Genomic DNA, 19,719 nt, shown 5'->3' with positions numbered 1-19,719 from the left:
CCGGGGCCCGACCGCGTGCGTGCGGTCGGGCCCCGGGCCGTCCAGGCCCGCGCCGCCTGGCTTCAGGCCGCCGCCGCCCGCACCCGCGCCGCCGCTCCCACCGGCGCCGTCCAGGCCCGCACCCGCGCCGCCGTCCCGGGCGCCCCCGCTCCCTAACGCCTCTTCTCCGCTCCCCGGACCCACCGGTAGACCAACTCCGGCCGTCCCACCTGCCCGTAAACCGGGGCCCGCCCGGCCCTCCCCGTCTCCACCAGATGCTCCAGATACCGCCGGGCCGTGATCCGGGATATCCCCACGGCCTCGGCGACCCCCGCCGCGGTCAGCCCGTCCTCGACCTCGCGCAGCGCCCCCGTCACCCGCTCCAGCGTCGGCCCGCTCAGCCCCTTCGGCAGTGCGGCCGGTCCCGGTGCCCGCAGTGCCGCAAGTGCCCTGTCCACCTCGGCCTGCCCGCTGGCCTCGCCGGCCGCCGCGCGGAACTCGGCGTAGCGCACCAGCCGGTCGCGGAGCGTCGCGAAGGTGAAGGGCTTCAGCACGTACTGGACGACGCCCAGGGACACCCCCTCGCGCACCACCGCCAGGTCCCGCGCCGAGGTCACCGCGATGACGTCGGCGTGATGGCCCGCCGCCCGCAGCGAGCGGGCCAGCCGCAGGCCGTGCACGTCGGGCAGGTGCAGGTCGAGGAGCAGCAGGTCGACGGGGGTACGGTCCAGCGCCCGGCGGGCCTCGGCCCCGGTGTGCGCCGTGCCGACGGCGACGAAGCCGGGCACCCGCCCGACGTACATCACGTGCGCGTCGGCGGCGACCGGGTCGTCCTCGACGACCAGCACTCTGATGGGCTGCCCGGTCATCCGGCACCGCCCGTGCGGTGCGTGACCGCATCGCCCGTGCCGTGCGCGATCGCATCGTCCGTGCGGTGCGTGACCGCATCGCCCGTGCCGTGCGCGATCGCATCGTCCGTGCGGTGCGTGACCGCATCGCCCGTGCCGTGCGTGACCGTACCGTCCGTCTCCCGCAGCGGGACGCGCACGTCGAACACCGCGCCGCCGTCCGTGCCGGAGGTCACCGAGAGGGTGCCGCCGTGCCGGGACACCGCCTGCCGGACCAGGGCGAGGCCCAGACCCCGGCCGCCCGGGCCGGACGGCTTGGTGCTGTAGCCGAGCCGGAACAGCTCCTCGGCGCGGTCCGGGTCGACGCCGGGGCCGGTGTCGCCGACCCGCAGGACCAGCTCCGAGCCGTCCTCCTCGGTCAGCGCCGTCACCGTCACCCGCGGCCGCACCCCGCCCTGTGCCGCGTCCACCGCGTTGTCGATCAGGTTGCCGAGGATGGTGACCAGGTCGCGGGAGGACAGGGCGTCCGGCAGCAGGCCGTCGTCCAGGCGGCTGTCCGGCGACACCACCAGCTCCACGCCCCGCTCGTTGGCCTGCGCGGTCTTGCCCAGCAGCAGCGCCGCCAGCACCGGCTCGCTCACCGCCGCCACCACCTGGTCGGTGAGCGCCTGCGCCAGCTCCAGCTCGGCGGTGGCGAACTCCACGGCCTCCTCGGCGCGGCCCAGCTCGATCAGCGACACCACGGTGTGCAGCCGGTTGGCCGCCTCGTGCGCCTGGGACCGCAGCGCCTGCGTGAAGCCCCGCTCCGAGTCCAGCTCGCCCATCAGCGACTGCAGCTCGGTCACGTCCCGCAGCGTCACCACCGACCCGCGCCGCTGACCGCCGGTGACCGGGGAGGTGTTCACCACCAGCACCCGGTCGGCCGTCAGGTGCACCTCGTCGACCCGGGGCTCGGAGGCGAGCAGCGTGCCCGTCAGCGGGCCGGGCAGACCCAGCTCCGCGACCGACCGCCCCACCACGTCCTCCTCCTGGTCCACCCCGAGCAGCTCCCGGCCGCCGTCGTTGATCAGCGCCACCCGGTACTGCCCGTCCAGCATCAGCAGACCCTCGCGCACGGCGTGCAGCGCGGCCTGATGGTAGTCGTGCATGTGACTGAGCTCGGTCGCGTTCATCCCGTGCGTGTGCCGGCGCAGCCGGGCGTTGATCACGTACGTGCCGATCGCGCCGAGCCCGAGGGCGCCCGCCGCGACCGCCAGCAGCGCGGCGAGCTGCTCCTGCACGCGCCGGCCGATCTCCTCGACCCGTATGCCCGCGCTGACCAGGCCGACGATCCGGTCGCCGTCCCGCACCGGGGTGACGGCCCGCACCGACGGGCCGAGCGTGCCGGTGTAGGTCTCGGTGAAGGTACGCCCCTCGAGGGCCGGGCCCGTGTGGCCCTGGAAGGGCAGGCCGATCTGGTCCGGGTCGGGGTGGGTCCAGCGGATGCCCCGGGGATCCATGACGGTGACGAAGTCCACGTCGGTGTCGCGCACCACCGCCAGCGCGTACGGCTGGAGCCCCGCCGACGGGTCGGACGAGCGGATCGCCTCCCGCACGGACGGTGAGTCGGCGACCGAGCGGGCCACCGAGGCGGCCTGCCGCCCCGCGGCCTCCTCGGCCTCGCTGCGGTGGCTGAGATAGGTGGCCAGCGCGTACCCCGCCACCACGACCGTGAGCAGCACGGCCTGCATGGCGAAGAGCTGCCCCGCGAGGCTGCGGGGCCGGGGGAGGGGGATACGCATCCCGCCAGTCTGCCTCGCACCCGTGCGGTGAACTAAATGAACGGAAGGGTGACCACGCTCACAAGGCGCGACATAGTCACCGCGTTCCCCCGAACCATCCCCCGGACGTGAGCCGCACGCCGGTGATGCCGACGACGACGTCAAGGAGGGCCGCCGTGACCAGCGCCGCCGATACGGCACCTGCCGCACCCAAGGTCAAACGGGACCGCACGCACTATCTCTACATCGCGGTGATCATCGCGGTGGCCCTCGGCATCGCCGTCGGTCTGGTCGCCCCGGACTTCGCGGTCGAGCTGAAGCCGATCGGCACCGGCTTCGTGAACCTGATCAAGATGATGATCTCGCCGATCATCTTCTGCACCATCGTGCTGGGCATCGGGTCCGTGCGGAAGGCCGCCAAGGTCGGCGCGGTGGGCGGCATCGCCCTCGGCTACTTCATGGTCATGTCGGTGGTGGCGCTCGCCATCGGCCTGGTCGTCGGCAACATCCTGGACCCGGGCACCGGCCTCGCGGTCACCGACGCCGTCAAGGAGACCGGCCACGCGCAGATCGACTCGGAGGCGAAGGACACCACCGAGTTCCTGCTCGGCATCATCCCGACCACCATCGTGTCCGCCTTCACCCAGGGCGAGGTGCTGCAGACCCTGCTGATCGCCCTGCTGTGCGGCTTCGCCCTGCAGGCCATGGGCAACGCCGGTCAGCCGGTCCTGCGCGGCATCGAGCACATCCAGCGGCTGGTCTTCCGCGTCCTCGCCATGATCATGTGGGCGGCCCCGGTCGGCGCCTTCGGCGCGATGGCCGCGGTCACCGGCTCGGCGGGCCTGGACGCGCTCAAGAGCCTCGCGGTGCTGATGCTCGGCTTCTACATCACCTGTGTGCTGTTCGTCTTCCTGGTGCTCGGCGCGATGCTGAAGCTCGTCGCGGGCCTGAACGTGTGGAGCCTGTTCAGGTACCTGGGCCGCGAGTTCCTGCTGATCCTGTCCACCTCCTCCTCCGAGTCCGCGCTGCCGCGGCTCATCGCGAAGATGGAGCACCTGGGCGTCAGCAAGCCGGTGGTCGGCATCACCGTCCCGACCGGCTACTCCTTCAACCTCGACGGCACCATGATCTACATGACCATGGCCTCGCTGTTCATCGCCGACGCCATGGGCACGCCGATGTCGGTCGGCGAGCAGATCCCGCTGCTGCTGTTCCTGCTGGTCGCCTCGAAGGGCGCCGCCGGTGTCACCGGCGCCGGCCTGGCGACCCTGGCCGGCGGCCTGCAGTCGCACAAGCCCGCCCTGGTGGACGGCATCGGCCTGATCGTCGGCATCGACCGCTTCATGAGCGAGGCCCGCGCGCTGACCAACTTCGCCGGCAACGCGATCGCCACGGTGCTGATCGGCACCTGGACCAAGGAGATCGACAAGGAGCGGGTCGCCGAGGTGCTGGCCGGCCGTGCCCCGTTCGACGAGCGGACGCTGCTGGACGACCACGGCGCGGACGCCGGCCACGAGGACTCCGCCCCGGCGCTCGAGGCGGACGGCGAGAAGGAGCTGGCCAAGGCCTGACCGGGCCGGCGCCGCGCCCCGCACACTCCGGCCGGCCGGGACACACTTCCCCCGTCGCCCCGGCCGGCCGGTCACGGAGGCCCGTCCTGGTGACAGGTGACAGGGCCCCGTCGCCGGGCGGCTGGACTCCTCCCCCGTGAGTCCGCCGCCCGGCTTTTCTCCTGCCCGGATCCGCCCTTGCCCTGACGCCCACGTCAAGCTCTACGTTCGACGGCATGCGAATCGGCGAGCTGGCCGCACGCGCCGGGACCACGACGCGGACGCTGCGGTACTACGAATCCCGCGGGCTGTTGCCCGCGCGGCGGTCCGGGAACGGATACCGGACCTACGACGAGTCCGACCTGAAGCTGCTGCGGCAGATCCGCACGCTCCAGGACTTCGGGTTCGGCCTGGAGGAGACCCGGCCCTTTGTGGAGTGCCTGCGCGCCGGGCACCCCGAGGGCGACTCCTGCCCGGCCTCGCTCCAGGTCTACCGGCGCAAGCTCGACGAGCTCGACACGCTCATCGCCGAGCTGGGGGCGGTACGGGCGGAGGTCGGGCGGCAGCTGGCGCGGGCCGAGGCGGCCCGTGCGGCGCTGGCCGCCGACGCGGCGGTCCCGGGAGGTCCGGAACCGGAGTGCGAGCTGGGAGGGGGAGCGCTGTGAGGGGCGTGCCCGAGGTGACGGACGCGGATTTCGCGGAGGAGGTGTTGGGCGCCGGGCTTCCGGTGCTGGTGGAGTTCACGGCCGACTGGTGCCCGCCGTGCCGGCAGATGGCGCCGGTGCTGCGCGAGCTGGCCGCGGCGGAGGAGGGCCGGCTGAAGGTCGTCCAGCTGAACGTGGACCTCAATCCCGCCACGACCAACGCGTACAAGGTGCTGTCGATGCCGACCTTCATGCTGTTCCGCGACGGCGAGCCGCTGCGGTCGATGGTGGGCGCGCGGCCGGGGCGGCGGCTGCGGGAGGAACTGCGGGACGTGCTCTGAACAACGGGCTGCCTCCCGCGGGACCGCCGCCCGCACGGACACAGGAAAACCCCCGGGCAATTGCGCCCGGGGGTTTTCCTTGCGTATATTCGTGCATTCGCGCCTTCATGATGGGAAGTCGCGGAAAAGTTCAGTGAGCACAGTATATCCGGGCGGGAGTGGAATTGTCAAACACCGAATTTCCGGACGATGAAATGCGGCGCGAACAGGAATTCATCGACGGACTGTACGCACGGGTGGACGTCCTGCGGGGCGATGCCGAGGCCGGTGTGGCGGACGCCCTCTCCCAGGGCCACACCCCCCGGCAGGCGAGGCTGGAGCGGGACATCCTGGTCGCCGAGCGCTCCGGGCTGCTCGCCGCGCTGAACGCGGTGGACGGCTCCCTCTGCTTCGGCCGGATCGACCTCGCCTCCGGACGGACCCACCACATCGGACGCATCGGCCTGCGCGCCGACGACGACGAGCGCACCCCGGTCCTCATCGACTGGCGGGCCGATGTGGCGCGTCCGTTCTACCTGGCCACCGGCCACACCCCGATGGGCCTGCGCCGCCGCCGGCACATCGCCACCGAGGGCCGCCGGGTCACCGGCCTGCACGACGAGATCCTCGACCTCGGCGACGAGACCCGCACCGGCCACGAGGACCCCACCGGCGACGCCGTGCTGCTCGCCGCCCTGAACTCCGCGCGGACCGGCCGCATGGGCGACATCGTCCGCACCATCCAGGCCGACCAGGACCGCATCATCCGCGCCCCGCACCGGGGCGTCATGGTGGTCGAGGGCGGCCCCGGCACCGGCAAGACCGCCGTCGCCCTGCACCGCGCCGCGTTCCTGCTCTACGAGCACCGTGAGCTGCTGGCCCGCCGCGCCGTGCTGATCGTCGGGCCCAACCCGGCCTTCCTCGGCTACATCGGCGAGGTGCTGCCCAGCCTCGGCGAGACCGGTGTGCTCCTCGCGACCGTCGGCGAGCTGTTCCCCGGGGTGAGGACGACCCGTACGGACACGCCGGAGGCCGCGGCCGTCAAGGGACGGGCGGAGATGGCCGGTGTGCTGGCGGAGTTCGTGCGCGACCGGCAGGCGCTGCCCGACCCGGTCATCGCGATCGAGCACGACCGCGAGGTCCTGATGCTCGATGACGGCCTGGTGAACGTCGCCCGGGAGCGCACCCGCGCCACGAAGCTGCCGCACAACGTGGCCCGCGAGCACTTCGAGGGGCACATCCTCAACACGCTCACCGACATGCTCGCCGAGCGCATCGGCACCGACCCGTACGACGGGTCCAACCTGCTCGACCCCAGCGACATCACCCAGATCCGCGACGAACTCGCCGAGAACCCCGAGGTGTGGTCCGCGATCGACCGGTTGTGGCCGAGGATCACCCCACAGCGCCTGGTCGCCGACTTCCTCGCCGCCCCGGAGGGCTACCTCTCCGACGAGGACGCAGCCGCGATCCGCCGCCCGGTCACCCGGCACTGGACCGTCTCCGACGTGCCGCTGCTGGACGAGGCCGCCGAGCTCCTCGGCGAGGACGACCGACTGGCCCGTGAGCGTGCCGAGCGTGAGCGGCAGCAGCAGATCGCCTACGCCCAGGGCGTGCTGGACGTCTCGTACGCCTCCCGGACCTTCGAGTTCGAGGACAAGGAGGAGGACGACCCGGAGTCGTCCGAGGTGCTGTCCGCGCACGACATCATCGACGCCGAGCGGTTCGCCGAGCGGCACGAGGAGGAGGACCACCGCAGCGCCGCCGAACGCGCCGCCGCCGACCGCACCTGGGCGTTCGGGCACATCATCGTGGACGAGGCACAAGAGCTGAGCCCGATGGCGTGGCGGCTGCTGATGCGGCGCAGTCCCACCCGGTCGATGACCCTCGTCGGCGACCCGGCGCAGACCTCGGAGGCGGGCGGCGTCGGCTCCTGGGAGGGCATCCTCGCCCCCTACGTCGAGGACCGCTGGGAGCACCACCGGCTGGGCGTCAACTACCGCACCCCGGCGGAGATCATGGAGGTCGCCGCAGCGGTGGTGCGCGCCGCGCACCCCGGCTTCGAGCCGCCCGGCTCGGTGCGCGCCACGGGGGTGCGGCCGTGGGCCCGCCACGCCGACGACCTGCCCGCCGCCACCGCCGAGGCGGTCGCGGAGCTGACCCCGGAGGAGGGCCGCCTCGCCGTCATCGCCCCGCGGGAGCTGCACCGCGCCCTGGCCGCCCGGCTGGACGGGGTGACGGCCGGCGCCGAGCCGGACCTCACCCACCAGGTGGTGCTGCTCGACCCGCGCCAGGCCAAGGGGCTCGAGTTCGACTCGGTCCTGGTGGTCGAGCCCGGCCGCTACGGCACCAGCGACCTGTACGTGGCGCTCACCCGCGCCACCCAGCGGCTCGGCGTGCTGCACGCCGAGCCGCTGCCGGAGCCGCTGGCCAAGGCCCTCGCGTGACCCGTGCGCCCGCCGTCAGGCCGGGCGCAGCCACACCGTCGCCAGGGGCGGCAGGGTCAGCCGGATGCTCGCCGGCCGGCCGTGCCAGCCCTGCGGCTCCGGCTTCACCGGGTCGGGGTTGGTGACGTCGCTGCCGCCGTAGCGGGCCGCGTCGGTGTTCAGGACCTCGCGCCAGGCGGGCACGTCGTCCGGGACGCCGACGCGGTAGTCGTGCCGGACCACGGGGGCGAAGTGGGACACCGCGAGCAGCGGCGCGCCGTCGGCGTCGTACCGCAGGAAGGCCAGCACGTTGTCGTCGGCGGCGTCCCCGGTCACCCAGCGGAAGCCGGACGGCTCGGTGTCGTACTGCCACAGCGCCGGGGTGGCGCGGTAGACGGTGTTGAGGTCGCGCACCAGGTCCCGCACGCCGCGGTGGTCGGCCTCGGCGCCGTAGTGCGGGTCGAGCAGCCACCAGTCCGGGCCGCGCGCCTCCGACCACTCCGCGCCCTGCGCGAACTCCTGTCCCATGAAGAGGAGCTGCTTGCCCGGGTGGGCCCACATGAAGCCGAGGTAGGCGCGCAGGTCGGCGCGCTGCCGCCACCAGTCGCCGGGCATCTTCGACACCAGGGACCGCTTGCCGTGCACGACCTCGTCGTGGGAGATCGGCAGCACGTAGTTCTCGCTGTACGCGTACACCATCGAGAAGGTCATCTCGCCGTGGTGGTACGCGCGGTGCACCGGCTCGTGGCTCATGTACTGCAGCGAGTCGTGCATCCAGCCCATGTTCCACTTCAGCCCGAAGCCGAGCCCGCCGAAGCCGCTCGGGCCGCGGTGGTGGGTGGCGCGGGTGACGCCGTCCCAGGCGGTGGACTCCTCGGCGATCGTCACGACCCCCGGCACCCTGCGGTACACGGTCGCGTTCATCTCCTGCAGGAACGCCACCGCGTCCAGGTTCTCCCGGCCGCCGTGCTCGTTCGGCGTCCACTGGCCCGGCTCGCGCGAGTAGTCCAGGTAGAGCATGGAGGCGACCGCGTCGACCCGCAGCCCGTCGATGTGGAACTCCTCGCACCAGTACAGCGCGTTGGCCACCAGGAAGTTGCGCACCTCGCGGCGCCCGAAGTCGAACTCCAGGGTGCCCCAGTCGGGGTGCGCGGCGCGCAGCGGATCGGAGTGCTCGTACAGCGGGCGGCCGTCGAACTCGGCCAGCGCCCACTCGTCGCGCGGGAAGTGCGCGGGCACCCAGTCCATGATCACGCCGATGCCGGCCCGGTGCAGCGCGTCCACCAGGTACTTGAAGTCGTCCGGGGTGCCGAGCCGGGCCGTCGGCGCGTAGAACCCGGTGACCTGGTACCCCCAGGACCCGCCGAAGGGGTGCTCCGCGACCGGCATCAGCTCGACGTGCGTGAAGCCGAGGTCCTTCACGTAGGCGGGGAGCTGCTCGGCGAGCTGCCGGTAGGTGAGCCCCGGACGCCACGACGGCAGGTGCACCTCGTAGACGGAGAATGGCGCCCGGTGCGCGGGCACCTGCGCCCGCCGCGCCAGCCACTCCGCGTCGCCCCACGCGTACCGCGACGACGTGACGATCGACGAGGTGGCCGGGGGGACCTCGGTACGGCGGGCCATCGGGTCGGCGCGCAGCGTCTTCGAACCGTCGGGGCGGGTGATCTCGAACTTGTACAGCTCGCCCTCGCCGATCCCCGGCACGAACAGCTCCCACACCCCGGTCGAGCCCAGCGAGCGCATCGGGAAGCCGGTGCCGTCCCAGAAGTTGAACGAGCCCGCCACCCGCACCCCGCGCGCGTTCGGCGCCCACACCGAGAAACGGGTGCCGGTCACCCCCTGGTGGGTCATCGGGTGCGCGCCCAGCACCGTCCACAGCTCCTCGTGCCGGCCCTCGCCGATCAGGTGCAGGTCCAGCTCGCCCAGCGTGGGCAGGAAGCGGTAGGCGTCCTCCGTCTCCAGCTCCGTCCCCTCGTACGCGACGCGCAGCCGGTACGCCGGGACCTCGCGCAGCGGCAGCAGCCCCGAGAAGAAGCCGTCGCCGTCGTCGTGCAGGGCGACGGTCATGCCGCCCGACATCACGGTCACCGCCCGCGCATAGGGCCGGAACGCGCGGAAGGCCACCCCGCCGGGCACGGGGTGCGCCCCGAGCACGGAGTGCGGCGCGTGATGCGTCCCGTGCAGCAGCCGCTCCCGGTCGTCGGAGTCCACGGCGGGGGAGACGGCGATCTCCGCCTCCGGCGGCGCGGGCCGCTCGGCCGCTTCCGGCACCGGTGCCGTCCGCGCGGTGTCCCGCCCGCGGGTCCCGGCGGGCGGGGCCCCGGAGGCCGCCGGTGCGGCGGGCGCCGTCGCCCCGCCCGGAGTCTTCTTCGCGGCCGGGCTCTTTCCGGCAGTCTTCTTCGCCGCCGTCTTCTTGAGGGCCGCCTTCTGGACCGTGGCCTTCGCGGTCGCGGCGGTCTTCGCCGCGGCGGCCGTCCGCTTCGCGGGCGTCTTCCGCGCCGCGGCCTTCTTCGCCGCGGCTGCCGCGGGCTGCTGCTTCGCGGCCGGCTTCTTCCGCGCGGGCGCCGGTGGCTCGGTACGCCGCTGGTCGGCCGGCTGCTCCGGATGCGAACCGCTGGACTCGGGGCGGGGGGTCACGGGGGAAGCCTCCTGGACGCGGGTCGGGTGGATCAGGTCGGGTCGGCCGTGGCGAGCCGGTGCAGGGCCGCCAGCGGCACGGGCAGCCAGTCGGGGCGGTGCCGGGCCTCGTAGACCGCTTCGTAGACCGCCTTGTCGGTCTCGTAGGCGCGCAGCAGCACCGGCTCGGTGCGCGGGTCGCGGCCCGCGGCCTCGGCGTACCCGGTGCAGTACGCCGCCCGGCAGCGGGCGGCCCAGCCCGGCTGCGGCGGGTCCGCCGTACGCGCCGCGTAGTCGAAGGAACGCAGCATGCCCGCCACGTCCCGCACGGCCGGCTGCGGCATCCGGCGCTCGGCCAGCGGCCGGGCCGGCTCCCCCTCGAAGTCGATCAGCGACCAGGCGCCGGCCGGGGAGCGCAGGCACTGCCCGAGGTGCAGGTCGCCGTGGACCCGCTGGGCGGTCCAGGCGCGGCCCTCGGACGCGAGGTCGTCCAGCGCGGTGTACGCCGAGCGCAGATCGTCCGCGTACGGCCGCAGCGCGGGCACCGCGTGCACGGCCGCCTCCAGCCGCTCGGTCATGGCGTCGGCCAGGGCGCGCATCTGCACGTGACCCAGGGTGACCGTGGGCAGCGCACGCGCCAGGGCGGTGTGCACCTCGGCGGTGGCCCGCCCGAGGGCCCGCGCCTCGGCGACGAAGTCCTCTCCCTTGGCCAGCTCCCGCAGCGCCAGCTCCCAGCCGTCGGTGGCGCCCTGCACGAACGGCTGGAGCACCCCCAGGACGTAACGCTCGGCCGGATGCGGCGGACCCGGTTCGTCCTCGGCGTCGGCGACCAGCCACGCCGTCGGCGGCGGCACCCGGGAGCAGCCCTCGCGGGCCAGCGCCAGCGGCAGCTCCAGGTCGGGGTTGATGCCGGGCATCACCCGGCGCAGCAGCTTCAGGACGTAGGTGTCGCCGTAGACGACCGACGAGTTCGACTGCTCGGCGGTCATCAGGCGCGGCACCAGTCCCGGCCGGATCTCCTGGCGCGGGTCGCGCTCGAAACGAAGCCCGCCGATCCGGGCCCGGGTGCGCAGGGCCTCCAGGAGCAGGTCGGCGGGCCGGGTGTCGTGCAGGGCCTCGTAGACCGTCCGTCCGGCCAGGGGGCCCCGCGACACATGACCGATCAGCGCGGGCGCCAGCCGGGGCGGCAGCGCCTCGCGCACGCCTATGAACAGCTGGTAGCAGTCGCCCGGCTGCTCGGACCCGCCGTGGCCGGGCTGGAGCGGCTGACGGGCGCGCACCAGCAGGTGGTACAGGCCCAGCTTGGCGGTGGGCGGCAGCAGCTCGGTGGCCGCGACCAGGTCGAACCCGGTCACCGGGCGCCCCTTGCCCGCGAACCAGCGCTGTCTCGGCAGCCATTCCCGCAACAGTGGATCGAGTGACGCAAGGAGGCCGGGCGGGGTCGTGACAGTGCGTGTGACGGCTTCCGACATGGCGTCGCGTCCTTTCCCCTCTGTCGGGGCGCCACGGGGGCGCCGCCGGTGGGCGGGGTGCTACTCATGCGTGCCCCGGGCGGAGCGGGGGAAACCGCCCCGCCCCGGGTTCTAGGCGGCGTCCTTGCGGAGCCGGAACCAGTAGAATCCGTGCCCCCCGAGCGTCAGCAGGTACGGCAGTTCGCCGACGGCCGGGAAGCGCACCCCGCCGAACAGCTCCACCGGATGCCGCCCCTCGAAGGCGCTGAGATCCAGCTCGGTGGGCTGTGCGAAGCGGGAGAAGTTGTTGACGCACAGGACCAGGTCGTCCTCGTACTCGCGCAGGAAGGCGAGGACGGCGGGGTTGGAGGAGGGCAGTTCGGTGTAGGAGCCGAGGCCGAACGCCGGGTTCTGCTTGCGGATCTCGATCATCCGCCGGGTCCAGTGCAGCAGGGAGGAGGGGGAGGCCATGGAGGCCTCGACGTTGGTGACCTGGTAGCCGTAGACCGGGTCCATGATGGTGGGGAGGTAGAGGCGGCCGGGGTCGGAGGAGGAGAAGCCGGCGTTGCGGTCGGGGGTCCACTGCATGGGGGTGCGGACGGCGTCGCGGTCGCCGAGCCAGATGTTGTCGCCCATGCCGATCTCGTCGCCGTAGTAGATGATCGGCGAGCCGGGCAGGGACAGCAGCAGGGCGTTGAACAGCTCGATCTGGTTGCGGTCGTTGTCCAGCAGGGGGGCGAGGCGGCGGCGGATGCCGATGTTGGCGCGCATGCGGGGGTCCTTGGCGTACTCGGCCCACATGTAGTCGCGTTCCTCGTCGGTGACCATCTCCAGGGTCAGCTCGTCGTGGTTGCGCAGGAAGATGCCCCACTGGCAGCCGGAGGGGATGGCGGGGGTCTTGGCGAGGATCTCGGAGACGGGGTAGCGCGACTCGCGGCGGACGGCCATGAAGATGCGGGGCATGACCGGGAAGTGGAAGGCCATGTGGCATTCGTCGCCGCCGGCGGCGTAGTCGCCGAAGTAGTCGACGACGTCCTCGGGCCACTGGTTGGCCTCGGCGAGCAGGACGGTGTCGGGGTACTGGGTGTCGATCTCCTTGCGGACCCGCTTCAGGAACGCGTGCGTCGCCGGCAGGTTCTCGCAGTTCGTCCCCTCCTCCTGGTACAGGTACGGCACCGCGTCCAGCCGGAACCCGTCGATCCCGAGGTCCAGCCAGAACTTCAGCGCGGAGATCATCTCCTCCTGCACGGCCGGGTTCTCGTAGTTCAGATCCGGCTGGTGCGAGAAGAAGCGGTGCCAGTAGTACTGCTTGCGCACCGGGTCGTACGTCCAGTTGGACGCCTCGGTGTCGACGAAGATGATCCGCGCGTCCTGGAACTGCTTGTCGTCGTCGGCCCACACGTAGTAGTCGCCGTACGGCCCGTCGGGGTCGCGCCTCGACTCCTGGAACCACGGGTGCTGGTCGCTGGTGTGGTTCATGACGAAGTCGATGATCACGCGCATGCCCCGCTGGTGGGCGGAGTCGACGAACTCCACGAAGTCGGCGAGGTCGCCGAACTCCGGCAGGACCGAGGTGTAGTCGGCGACGTCGTACCCGCCGTCGCGCAGCGGCGACTTGAAGAAGGGCGGCAGCCACAGGCAGTCGACGCCCAGCCACTGCAGGTAGTCCAGCTTGGCGGTCAGGCCCTTCAGGTCGCCGACGCCGTCGCCGTCGCTGTCCTGGAAGGAACGGACGAGGACCTCGTAGAAGACGGCGCGTTTGAACCAGTCGGGGTCACGGTCCTTGGCGGGGGTGTCCTCGAAGGTGTCCGGGACGGGTTCGTTGACGCTCATGTGGCGGAAGACCCTCCGATCTGCGGGGTGGACGGTCGCAGAGCCGTGCTGTGCGTCCCGGGAGGTCCGTCCCCGGACTCCCCGCCGACGACGAGTACATGTGCCCCGCCCGGACCGAGACGCACATAGTTGGCACTGCCCCAGTGATAGGTCTCGCCGGTGAGCTCGTCGCGCACCGGCACGGACTCGTGCCAGTCCAGGCCGAGTTGCGGCATGTCCAACGAGACCGTCGCCTCCTGGGTGTGCCGGGTGTCGAGATTGGCGACCACGAGCACCGTGTTGCCGTCCCGCCGCTTCGAGTACGCGATGACCTCCTCCTTGTCCGCCTGGTGGAAGTGGAGGTCGCGCAGCTGCCGCAGGGCCGGGTTCTCCCGCCGGATGGTGTTGAGGCGGGTGATGAGGGGGGCGATGGTGCGTCCCTCGCGTGCGGCGGCTTCCCAGTCGCGGGGTTTGAGCTGGTACTTCTCGCTGTCGAGGTACTCCTCGCTGCCCTCGCGCAGCGGGGTGTTCTCGCACAGTTCGTAGCCGCTGTAGATGCCCCACGTGGGGGAGAGGGTGGCGGCGAGGACGGCGCGGACCTCGAAGGCGGGCCGGCCGCCGTGCTGGAGGTAGGCGTGCAGGATGTCGGGGGTGTTGGCGAAGAAGTTGGGCCGCATGTAGGAGGCGGCCTCCCCCGTCAGTTCGGTCAGGTACTCCGTCAGCTCCTGCTTGGTGGTGCGCCAGGTGAAGTACGTGTACGACTGCTGGAAGCCGATCTGGGCCAGGGTGTGCATCATCGCCGGGCGGGTGAAGGCCTCCGCCAGGAAGATCACGTCGGGGTCGGTGCGGTTGATCCCGGCGATCACCCGCTCCCAGAACACCACCGGCTTGGTGTGCGGGTTGTCCACGCGGAAGATCCGCACCCCGGCGTCCATCCAGTGCCGCAGGACCCGGCAGGTCTCCGCGACCAGCCCGTCCATGTCGGCGTCGAAGGCGATGGGGTAGATGTCCTGGTACTTCTTCGGCGGGTTCTCCGCGTGGGCGATGGAGCCGTCGGGGCGGTGGTGGAACCACTCGGGGTGCTTGTGCACCCAGGGGTGGTCGGGGGAGCACTGCAGGGCGAAGTCCAGGGCGACCTCCATGCCCAGGTCGCGGGCGCGGGCCACGAACCGGGTGAAGTCCTCCAGCGTGCCCAGGCGCGGGTGCACCGCGTCGTGGCCGCCCTCGGGGGACCCGATCGCCCACGGCACCCCCACGTCGTCCGGGCCGGCGTCCAGGGTGTTGTTCGGGCCCTTGCGGAAGGTCGTCCCGATCGGGTGGATCGGCGGCAGGTAGACCACGTCGAACCCCATCGCCGCGATCGCCGGCAGCCGCCGCGCGGCCGTGTCGAAGGTGCCGTGCGGCTGCTCGGGCGTGCCCTCCGAGCGGGGGAAGAACTCGTACCAGGAGCCGTACAGCGCCCGCTCCCGCTCCACCAGGAGCGGCATCGGGTCGCTGCTGGTGACCAGCTCCCGCAGCGGATGCCGGGCCAGCACCGCGTCCACCTCCGGCGTCAACGCCGCCGCCAGGCGGGCCGCCGCCGGGCGCTCCGTGTCGCGCAGGGCCTCCACGGCCGCGCGCAGCACCTCCCGGTCCTCAGGTCCGGGGACCCCCTCCGCCGCCCGCTCGTGCAGCCGGGCCCCTTCCTCCAGCACCACCTCGGTGTCGATGCCCGCCGGGACCTTGATCCGCGCGTGGTGCCGCCAGGTGGTGACCGGGTCGCCCCACGCCTCCACGGCGTAGGTCCACAGTCCCGTCCCGGTCGGGGTGACGGTCGCCCCCCACCGGTCCGTGCCGGGCGCCAGCTCCCGCATCGGCGTGAAGGGGCCGGGGCGCCCTTGCGGGTCCTTCAGCACCACGTTGGCCGCGACCGCGTCGTGCCCCTCGCGGAACACGGTCGCCGTCACCTCGAACGACTCGCCCACCACGGCCTTCGCGGGCCGGCGCCCCTGCCGCACCAGCGGCCGGACGTCCAGCACCGGGATGCGGCCGACGGAGGTCTCGGGGGGCGCGGGCGGCGCGGGACTCCCGGCGGCGGGCCGCGGGGTCGCGGCGGGCGGGGGAGGGCCGGACTCGGCCGGGCGGACCGGCGTGCCGGACGGTGAGGGGGATCCGGACGGTGAGGGGGATGACGAGTGGTGCGTGGCGGGCATGACCGCTCCTGTCCGCGTCAACGAGGGTGGGCGGAGGACTGTGGGGAGGTGGGTCCTGCGGGGTCTTTGTGGGGTGTACCCGCAGGAGCCTTCCCACACTGTCCGGGTGGGCAATCCGGCCCTTTGTTAACTACTCACGCGTATGTCGGCACACAAGACCGGCCGGGGCCGCCGGGCGCCCGGCCGGTCCGGAGCGCGCCCGTGGTGGGTTCGTTCCCACCGGCCGGCAGGGGTGGCGGGCGCCTTGGAGCGGACGCGGCACCCCGGCGCGCGGGCCCCGGAGCGGACGGTGTGCGCGTGCCGGGGGTACGGCGTCCGCCACCCCCGGTGACCAGCGGCTTCCGTGTCCGCCCCCGCCGTCGTCGGCCCGGAGCGCGGTGACATGTCCGCGGCGCATGCGGACGGCGGCGCGTGACCGCTGGGGCGGGCGAGGCGGAAGGGGGTGCGAGGGACGTGGATCCCGGAGGTGACCAGGGTGCCGGCCCGGCGGGCGGCGGAAACGGCCGGTTTCTTGCCCTGCCCGGCGACCGGCCCGGTCCGCACGGCCGGACACGCGGGCCGGAGCGGCGGCGCGACGCGCGGAGGGGAAGCACGACAGGACCGCACATGCGTGCGGAACCGGCCATATCCGCTGTGCGGTGAATCGTTTGGACACGGCCAGGGAGGTACCCGTATCCCCCGGCTTCCTCCGCGGACGGTGTCCGCGCCGGTACTGTCGGCTGCGATACCCGGACGCACACCGCGTCTCTCACGAACGCGCCGAGGTGGCTTGTGAAGGCTATCCGTCGATTCACCGTCCGACCCGTCCTCCCCGGACCGCTCCGGCCGCTGAGCGATCTGGCCCGCAATCTGCGCTGGTCCTGGCACGCCGGAACCCGTGACCTCTTCCGCTCCGTCGACCCCGAACGCTGGGCCGCGGCCGGCGGCGACCCCATGCGCCTGCTGGGCAGCGTGCCGGCCGAGCGGCTCACCGAACTGGCCGGCGACGGCGACTTCCTCGACCGCCTCGCCGCGGTCGCGGACGACCTGCACACCTACATGACCGGCGACCGCTGGTACCAGCGGCAGAGCGGCCGGCTGCCCGCGGCCGTCGCCTACTTCTCCCCCGAGTTCGGCATCACCGCCGCCCTGCCGCAGTACTCCGGCGGGCTCGGCATCCTCGCCGGCGACCACCTCAAGGCCGCCAGCGACCTCGGCGCCCCCCTGATCGGCGTCGGCCTGCTCTACCGGCACGGCTACTTCCGCCAGTCCCTGTCCCGGGACGGCTGGCAGCAGGAGCACTACCCCGTCCTCGACCCGCACGAGCTGCCCCTGGACCAGCTCAAGGAGGCCGACGGCACGCCCGCCCAGATCACCCTCGCCCTGCCCGGCGAGCGCTCCCTGCGGGCCCGCGTCTGGGTCGCCCAGGTGGGCAGGATCCCGCTGCTCCTGCTCGACTCCGACGTCGAGGAGAACGACATCGGCGAGCGCGGGGTGACCGACCGGCTCTACGGCGGCGGCAGCGAGCACCGGCTGCTCCAGGAGATGCTGCTCGGCATAGGAGGCGTCCGCGCGGTCCGCGCGTACTGCGGACTCACCGGGCACCCGGCGCCCGAGGTGTTCCACACCAACGAGGGGCACGCCGGGTTCCTCGGCCTGGAGCGGATGGCGGAACTGTGCGCCGAGGGGCTCGACTTCGACGCGGCCCTGGAGGCGGTCCGCGCCGGGACCGTGTTCACCACGCACACGCCCGTCCCGGCCGGCATCGACCGCTTCGACCGCGAACTGGTCGCCCGGCACTTCGGCCCGCACGCGGAACTGCCGCACCTGGAGGCCGACCGCATCCTGCGGCTCGGCATGGAGACCTATCCCGGCGGCGAGCCCAACCTGTTCAACATGGCCGTGATGGGCCTGCGCCTCGCCCAGCGGGCCAACGGCGTGTCCCTGCTGCACGGCCAGGTCAGCCGGGAGATGTTCGCCGGACTGTGGCCCGGGTTCGACCCCGAGGAGGTGCCCATCACCTCCGTCACCAACGGGGTGCACGCGCCCACCTGGGTCGCCCCCGAGGTGTACCGGCTCGGCGCCCGGCAGATCGGCACCCAGCGCGCGGAGGAGGCGCTCAGCATCGGCGACTCCGACCGCTGGGACTCCGTCGCCGACATCCCCGACCAGGACATCTGGGACCTGCGCCGGTCGCTGCGCGAACTGCTCGTGCTGGAGGTGCGGGAACGGCTGCGCGCCTCCTGGCGGCAGCGCGGCGCCGGGACCGCCGAACTGGGCTGGATCGACGGCGTGCTGGACCCGGACGTGCTCACCATCGGCTTCGCCCGGCGCGTCCCGTCGTACAAGCGGCTGACGCTGATGCTGCGGGACCGGGACCGGCTGATGGACCTGCTGCTGCACCCCGAGCGGCCGGTGCAGATCGTGGTCGCGGGCAAGGCGCACCCGGCGGACGACGGCGGCAAGCGGCTCATCCAGGAGCTGGTGCGGTTCGCCGACGACCCGCGCGTGCGGCACCGGATCGTCTTCCTGCCCGACTACGGCATGGCCATGGCGCAGAAGCTGTACCCCGGCTGCGACATCTGGCTGAACAACCCGCTGCGCCCGCTGGAGGCGTGCGGCACCAGCGGGATGAAGGCCGCGCTCAACGGCGGGCTCAACCTGTCCGTGCTGGACGGCTGGTGGGACGAGTGGTTCCAGCCCGACTTCGGCTGGGCGATCCCCACGGCGGACGGCGCCGGCGGGGGCGCCCCCACGCTTTCGGCAGTGGGGGACGACGCCGACCGGCGTGACGACATAGAGGCCGCGGCGCTGTACGACCTGCTGGAGCAGCGGGTGACCCGCACCTTCTACGAGCGCGGGCGCAGCGGGCTGCCGGACCGCTGGATCGAGATGGTGCGGCGGACGCTGAGCCTGCTCGGGCCGAAGGTGCTGGCCGGGCGCATGGTGCGGGAGTACGTGGAGCGGCTGTACACGCCGGCCGCGCACGCGCACCGGGCGATGAACGCCGCTGCCGCGCGGGAGCTGGCCGAGTGGAAGGAGACGGTGCGGGGGGCGTGGCACGGGGTGACCGTCGACCACGTCGAGACGTCCGTGGTCTCGGCCACCGCGGAGCTGGGCAGCACGCTCACCCTGCGGGTGCGGGTGGGGCTCGGCGGTCTGCGGCCGGAGGACGTCGAGGTGCAGGCGGTGTCCGGGCGGGTGGACGAGGAGGACCGCATCACGGAGGCGGCCGCCGTGCCGTTGAAGCCGGTGGGGGCGCCCGCGCCGGGGGACGAGTGGGTGTACGAGGGGCCGTTGGCGTTGGACCGTACGGGGCCGTTCGGGTACACGGTGCGGGTGCTGCCGAGTCACCGGCTGCTGGCGTCCGGGGCGGAGCTGGGGCTGGTGGCCGTGCCGTCGGAGGACGTGGCCGGGGCGGCGGGGTTATTGATGAGGTGACGTGGCCGTCGGCCGGGGCGGGCGCGGGCGGTGCGGCCCGGCGGGGGCGCCGCCCGCGCCCGCCCGTGCCGGTGGGGACACGACGGCCCGCAGGCGGCTCAGGCGTCCTCCACTCCCCGTGTCGCCAGCCGGCGGAGGGTCTTGCCGGCGCGGCGGGCGTAGGCGTGCTGGAGGGAGCGGGTGGCGGGGCCGCCGGCTCGGGCGTACCAGCGGGCCGGCCTGCTGAACGCCGAGACCGTCAGCCACACCGTCCCGTCGCCCGTACGGTGCACGACGAACGACTCCTCGCCGCTCTCCGGGTGGCCGGCCAGCGTGCCGTAGGCCCAGCCGGCCGTGCGGTGCTCCTCCGTCGTCCACACCACCCGGCAGGGCGCCTTCACCAGCCCGGCCAGGGTGACGGTGACCTCGACGTCCGGCGCCGCCCGGTCCGCCGAGGCGTCGACGCCGACGCCCATCTCCCGGTGCAGCTCCCAGGTGAACAGCGCGTCGGCGGCCTGCCGGAAGACCTTCTCCCCCTCGCCGAGCCGGGTGCGCTCCCTCAGGCGGTGGAAACCGGGAGGGCAGAAGTCGGGATCCCGGCTCGCGCCGACGTGGTCGTAGGTGAAGTCCGCCGAAGACATGGGACCCAAGCCTAGGCGGTGGGACGGCGAACCCCGGCGGCACCCGGAGCGGCGAGCTCCGGGTGCCGCCGGGGCGACCGG

The 19,719-nt window shown here is 73.2% G+C and carries 13 protein-coding genes; 6 read left to right on the top strand and 7 right to left on the bottom strand.

Translation table 11 applies throughout. From position 1 onward, the window contains the following. Positions 1 to 15: 15 nt before the first annotated feature. Positions 16 to 156, top strand: a complete 141-nt coding sequence (locus C1708_RS35640; RefSeq protein ID WP_157951263.1) for a hypothetical protein — start codon at positions 16 to 18, stop codon at positions 154 to 156. Here the strand turns inward: C1708_RS35640 and C1708_RS10235 are convergent. Both C1708_RS10235 and C1708_RS10230 read right to left on the bottom strand, forming a co-directional pair. Beyond that, positions 153 to 848, bottom strand: a complete 696-nt coding sequence (locus C1708_RS10235) for a response regulator (protein ID WP_106412371.1) — start codon at positions 846 to 848, stop codon at positions 153 to 155. The two genes, C1708_RS35640 and C1708_RS10235, sit on opposite strands and share 4 nt — an antisense overlap. Next, positions 845 to 2,608, bottom strand: coding sequence for a sensor histidine kinase (locus C1708_RS10230; protein ID WP_241911219.1), 1,764 nt, complete (start codon positions 2,606 to 2,608; stop codon positions 845 to 847). The genes C1708_RS10235 and C1708_RS10230 overlap by 4 nt, the downstream gene beginning before the upstream one ends. A gap of 155 nt (positions 2,609 to 2,763) precedes the next feature. Between C1708_RS10230 and C1708_RS10225 the strand changes: the two genes are divergently transcribed. The 4 genes from C1708_RS10225 (at position 2,764) to C1708_RS10210 (ending at position 7,548) form a co-directional block, all read left to right on the top strand. Next, positions 2,764 to 4,158, top strand: a complete 1,395-nt coding sequence (locus C1708_RS10225; RefSeq protein ID WP_106412370.1) for a cation:dicarboxylate symporter family transporter — start codon at positions 2,764 to 2,766, stop codon at positions 4,156 to 4,158. Positions 4,159 to 4,373: 215 nt separating this feature from the next. Beyond that, positions 4,374 to 4,802 (top strand): MerR family transcriptional regulator, encoded by a 429-nt coding sequence (locus tag C1708_RS10220; RefSeq protein ID WP_106412369.1) that lies wholly within the window; start codon positions 4,374 to 4,376, stop codon positions 4,800 to 4,802. After that, on the top strand, positions 4,799 to 5,122 hold the full coding sequence (locus C1708_RS10215) for a thioredoxin family protein (protein WP_274543350.1): 324 nt from the start codon (positions 4,799 to 4,801) through the stop codon (positions 5,120 to 5,122). Before C1708_RS10220 ends, C1708_RS10215 begins: the two co-directional genes overlap by 4 nt. Positions 5,123 to 5,316: 194 nt before the next feature. Further along, the gene (locus tag C1708_RS10210; RefSeq protein WP_198602450.1) at positions 5,317 to 7,548 is read left to right on the top strand and encodes a HelD family protein; all 2,232 of its coding nucleotides are present in this window, start codon (positions 5,317 to 5,319) and stop codon (positions 7,546 to 7,548) included. 15 nt (positions 7,549 to 7,563) lie between these two features. Here C1708_RS10210 and glgB read toward each other — a convergent pair whose 3' ends face one another. The 4 genes from glgB to C1708_RS10190 all read right to left on the bottom strand — a co-directional run bounded on the left by glgB (position 7,564) and on the right by C1708_RS10190 (position 15,598). After that, on the bottom strand, positions 7,564 to 10,164 hold the full coding sequence (gene glgB / locus C1708_RS10205) for a 1,4-alpha-glucan branching enzyme (RefSeq protein WP_106412366.1): 2,601 nt from the start codon (positions 10,162 to 10,164) through the stop codon (positions 7,564 to 7,566). A 32-nt stretch (positions 10,165 to 10,196) separates the two neighbouring features. After that, entirely contained in the window at positions 10,197 to 11,615 is a 1,419-nt protein-coding gene (locus C1708_RS10200) for a maltokinase N-terminal cap-like domain-containing protein (RefSeq protein ID WP_106412365.1), read from the bottom strand. Between the two features lie 111 nt (positions 11,616 to 11,726). Continuing rightward, positions 11,727 to 13,427 carry a maltose alpha-D-glucosyltransferase gene (treS, locus tag C1708_RS10195; protein ID WP_106412364.1) on the bottom strand — a complete coding sequence of 567 codons (1,701 nt, stop codon included), beginning with the start codon at positions 13,425 to 13,427 and terminating at the stop codon, positions 11,727 to 11,729. Beyond that, positions 13,424 to 15,598 carry an alpha-1,4-glucan--maltose-1-phosphate maltosyltransferase gene (locus C1708_RS10190; protein ID WP_106412363.1) on the bottom strand — a complete coding sequence of 725 codons (2,175 nt, stop codon included), beginning with the start codon at positions 15,596 to 15,598 and terminating at the stop codon, positions 13,424 to 13,426. Before C1708_RS10190 ends, treS begins: the two co-directional genes overlap by 4 nt. A gap of 771 nt (positions 15,599 to 16,369) precedes the next feature. On the opposite strand from C1708_RS10190, the gene C1708_RS10185 reads away from it, so the two are divergent. Further along, entirely contained in the window at positions 16,370 to 19,018 is a 2,649-nt protein-coding gene (locus C1708_RS10185; RefSeq protein WP_106412362.1) for a glycosyltransferase family 1 protein, read from the top strand. 98 nt (positions 19,019 to 19,116) lie between these two features. On the opposite strand, the gene C1708_RS10180 is transcribed toward C1708_RS10185, so the two are convergent. Next, positions 19,117 to 19,638, bottom strand: a complete 522-nt coding sequence (locus C1708_RS10180) for a DUF1990 domain-containing protein (protein ID WP_106412361.1) — start codon at positions 19,636 to 19,638, stop codon at positions 19,117 to 19,119. Positions 19,639 to 19,719: the final 81 nt, after the last annotated feature.

The organism is Streptomyces sp. DH-12 (genome assembly GCF_002899455.1).
Classification (GTDB): Bacteria; Actinomycetota; Actinomycetes; order Streptomycetales; family Streptomycetaceae; genus Streptomyces.
Note: the sequence above shows the minus strand (reverse complement) of the source record. Positions and strands in the feature narration are given on the sequence as shown.

What these genes read in the sequence shown, in the direction of transcription:
- C1708_RS10235 (WP_106412371.1), bottom strand. Translation starts at nt 848, where the DNA reads ATGACCGGGCAGCCCATCAGAGTGCTGGTCGTCGAGGACGACCCGGTC.
- C1708_RS10190 (WP_106412363.1), bottom strand. Translation starts at nt 15,598, where the DNA reads ATGCCCGCCACGCACCACTCGTCATCCCCCTCACCGTCCGGATCCCCC.
- C1708_RS10230 (WP_241911219.1), bottom strand. Translation starts at nt 2,608, where the DNA reads ATGCGTATCCCCCTCCCCCGGCCCCGCAGCCTCGCGGGGCAGCTCTTC.
- C1708_RS10210 (WP_198602450.1), top strand. Translation starts at nt 5,317, where the DNA reads ATGCGGCGCGAACAGGAATTCATCGACGGACTGTACGCACGGGTGGAC.
- treS (WP_106412364.1), bottom strand. Translation starts at nt 13,427, where the DNA reads ATGAGCGTCAACGAACCCGTCCCGGACACCTTCGAGGACACCCCCGCC.
- C1708_RS10220 (WP_106412369.1), top strand. Translation starts at nt 4,374, where the DNA reads ATGCGAATCGGCGAGCTGGCCGCACGCGCCGGGACCACGACGCGGACG.
- C1708_RS10200 (WP_106412365.1), bottom strand. Translation starts at nt 11,615, where the DNA reads ATGTCGGAAGCCGTCACACGCACTGTCACGACCCCGCCCGGCCTCCTT.
- C1708_RS10180 (WP_106412361.1), bottom strand. Translation starts at nt 19,638, where the DNA reads ATGTCTTCGGCGGACTTCACCTACGACCACGTCGGCGCGAGCCGGGAT.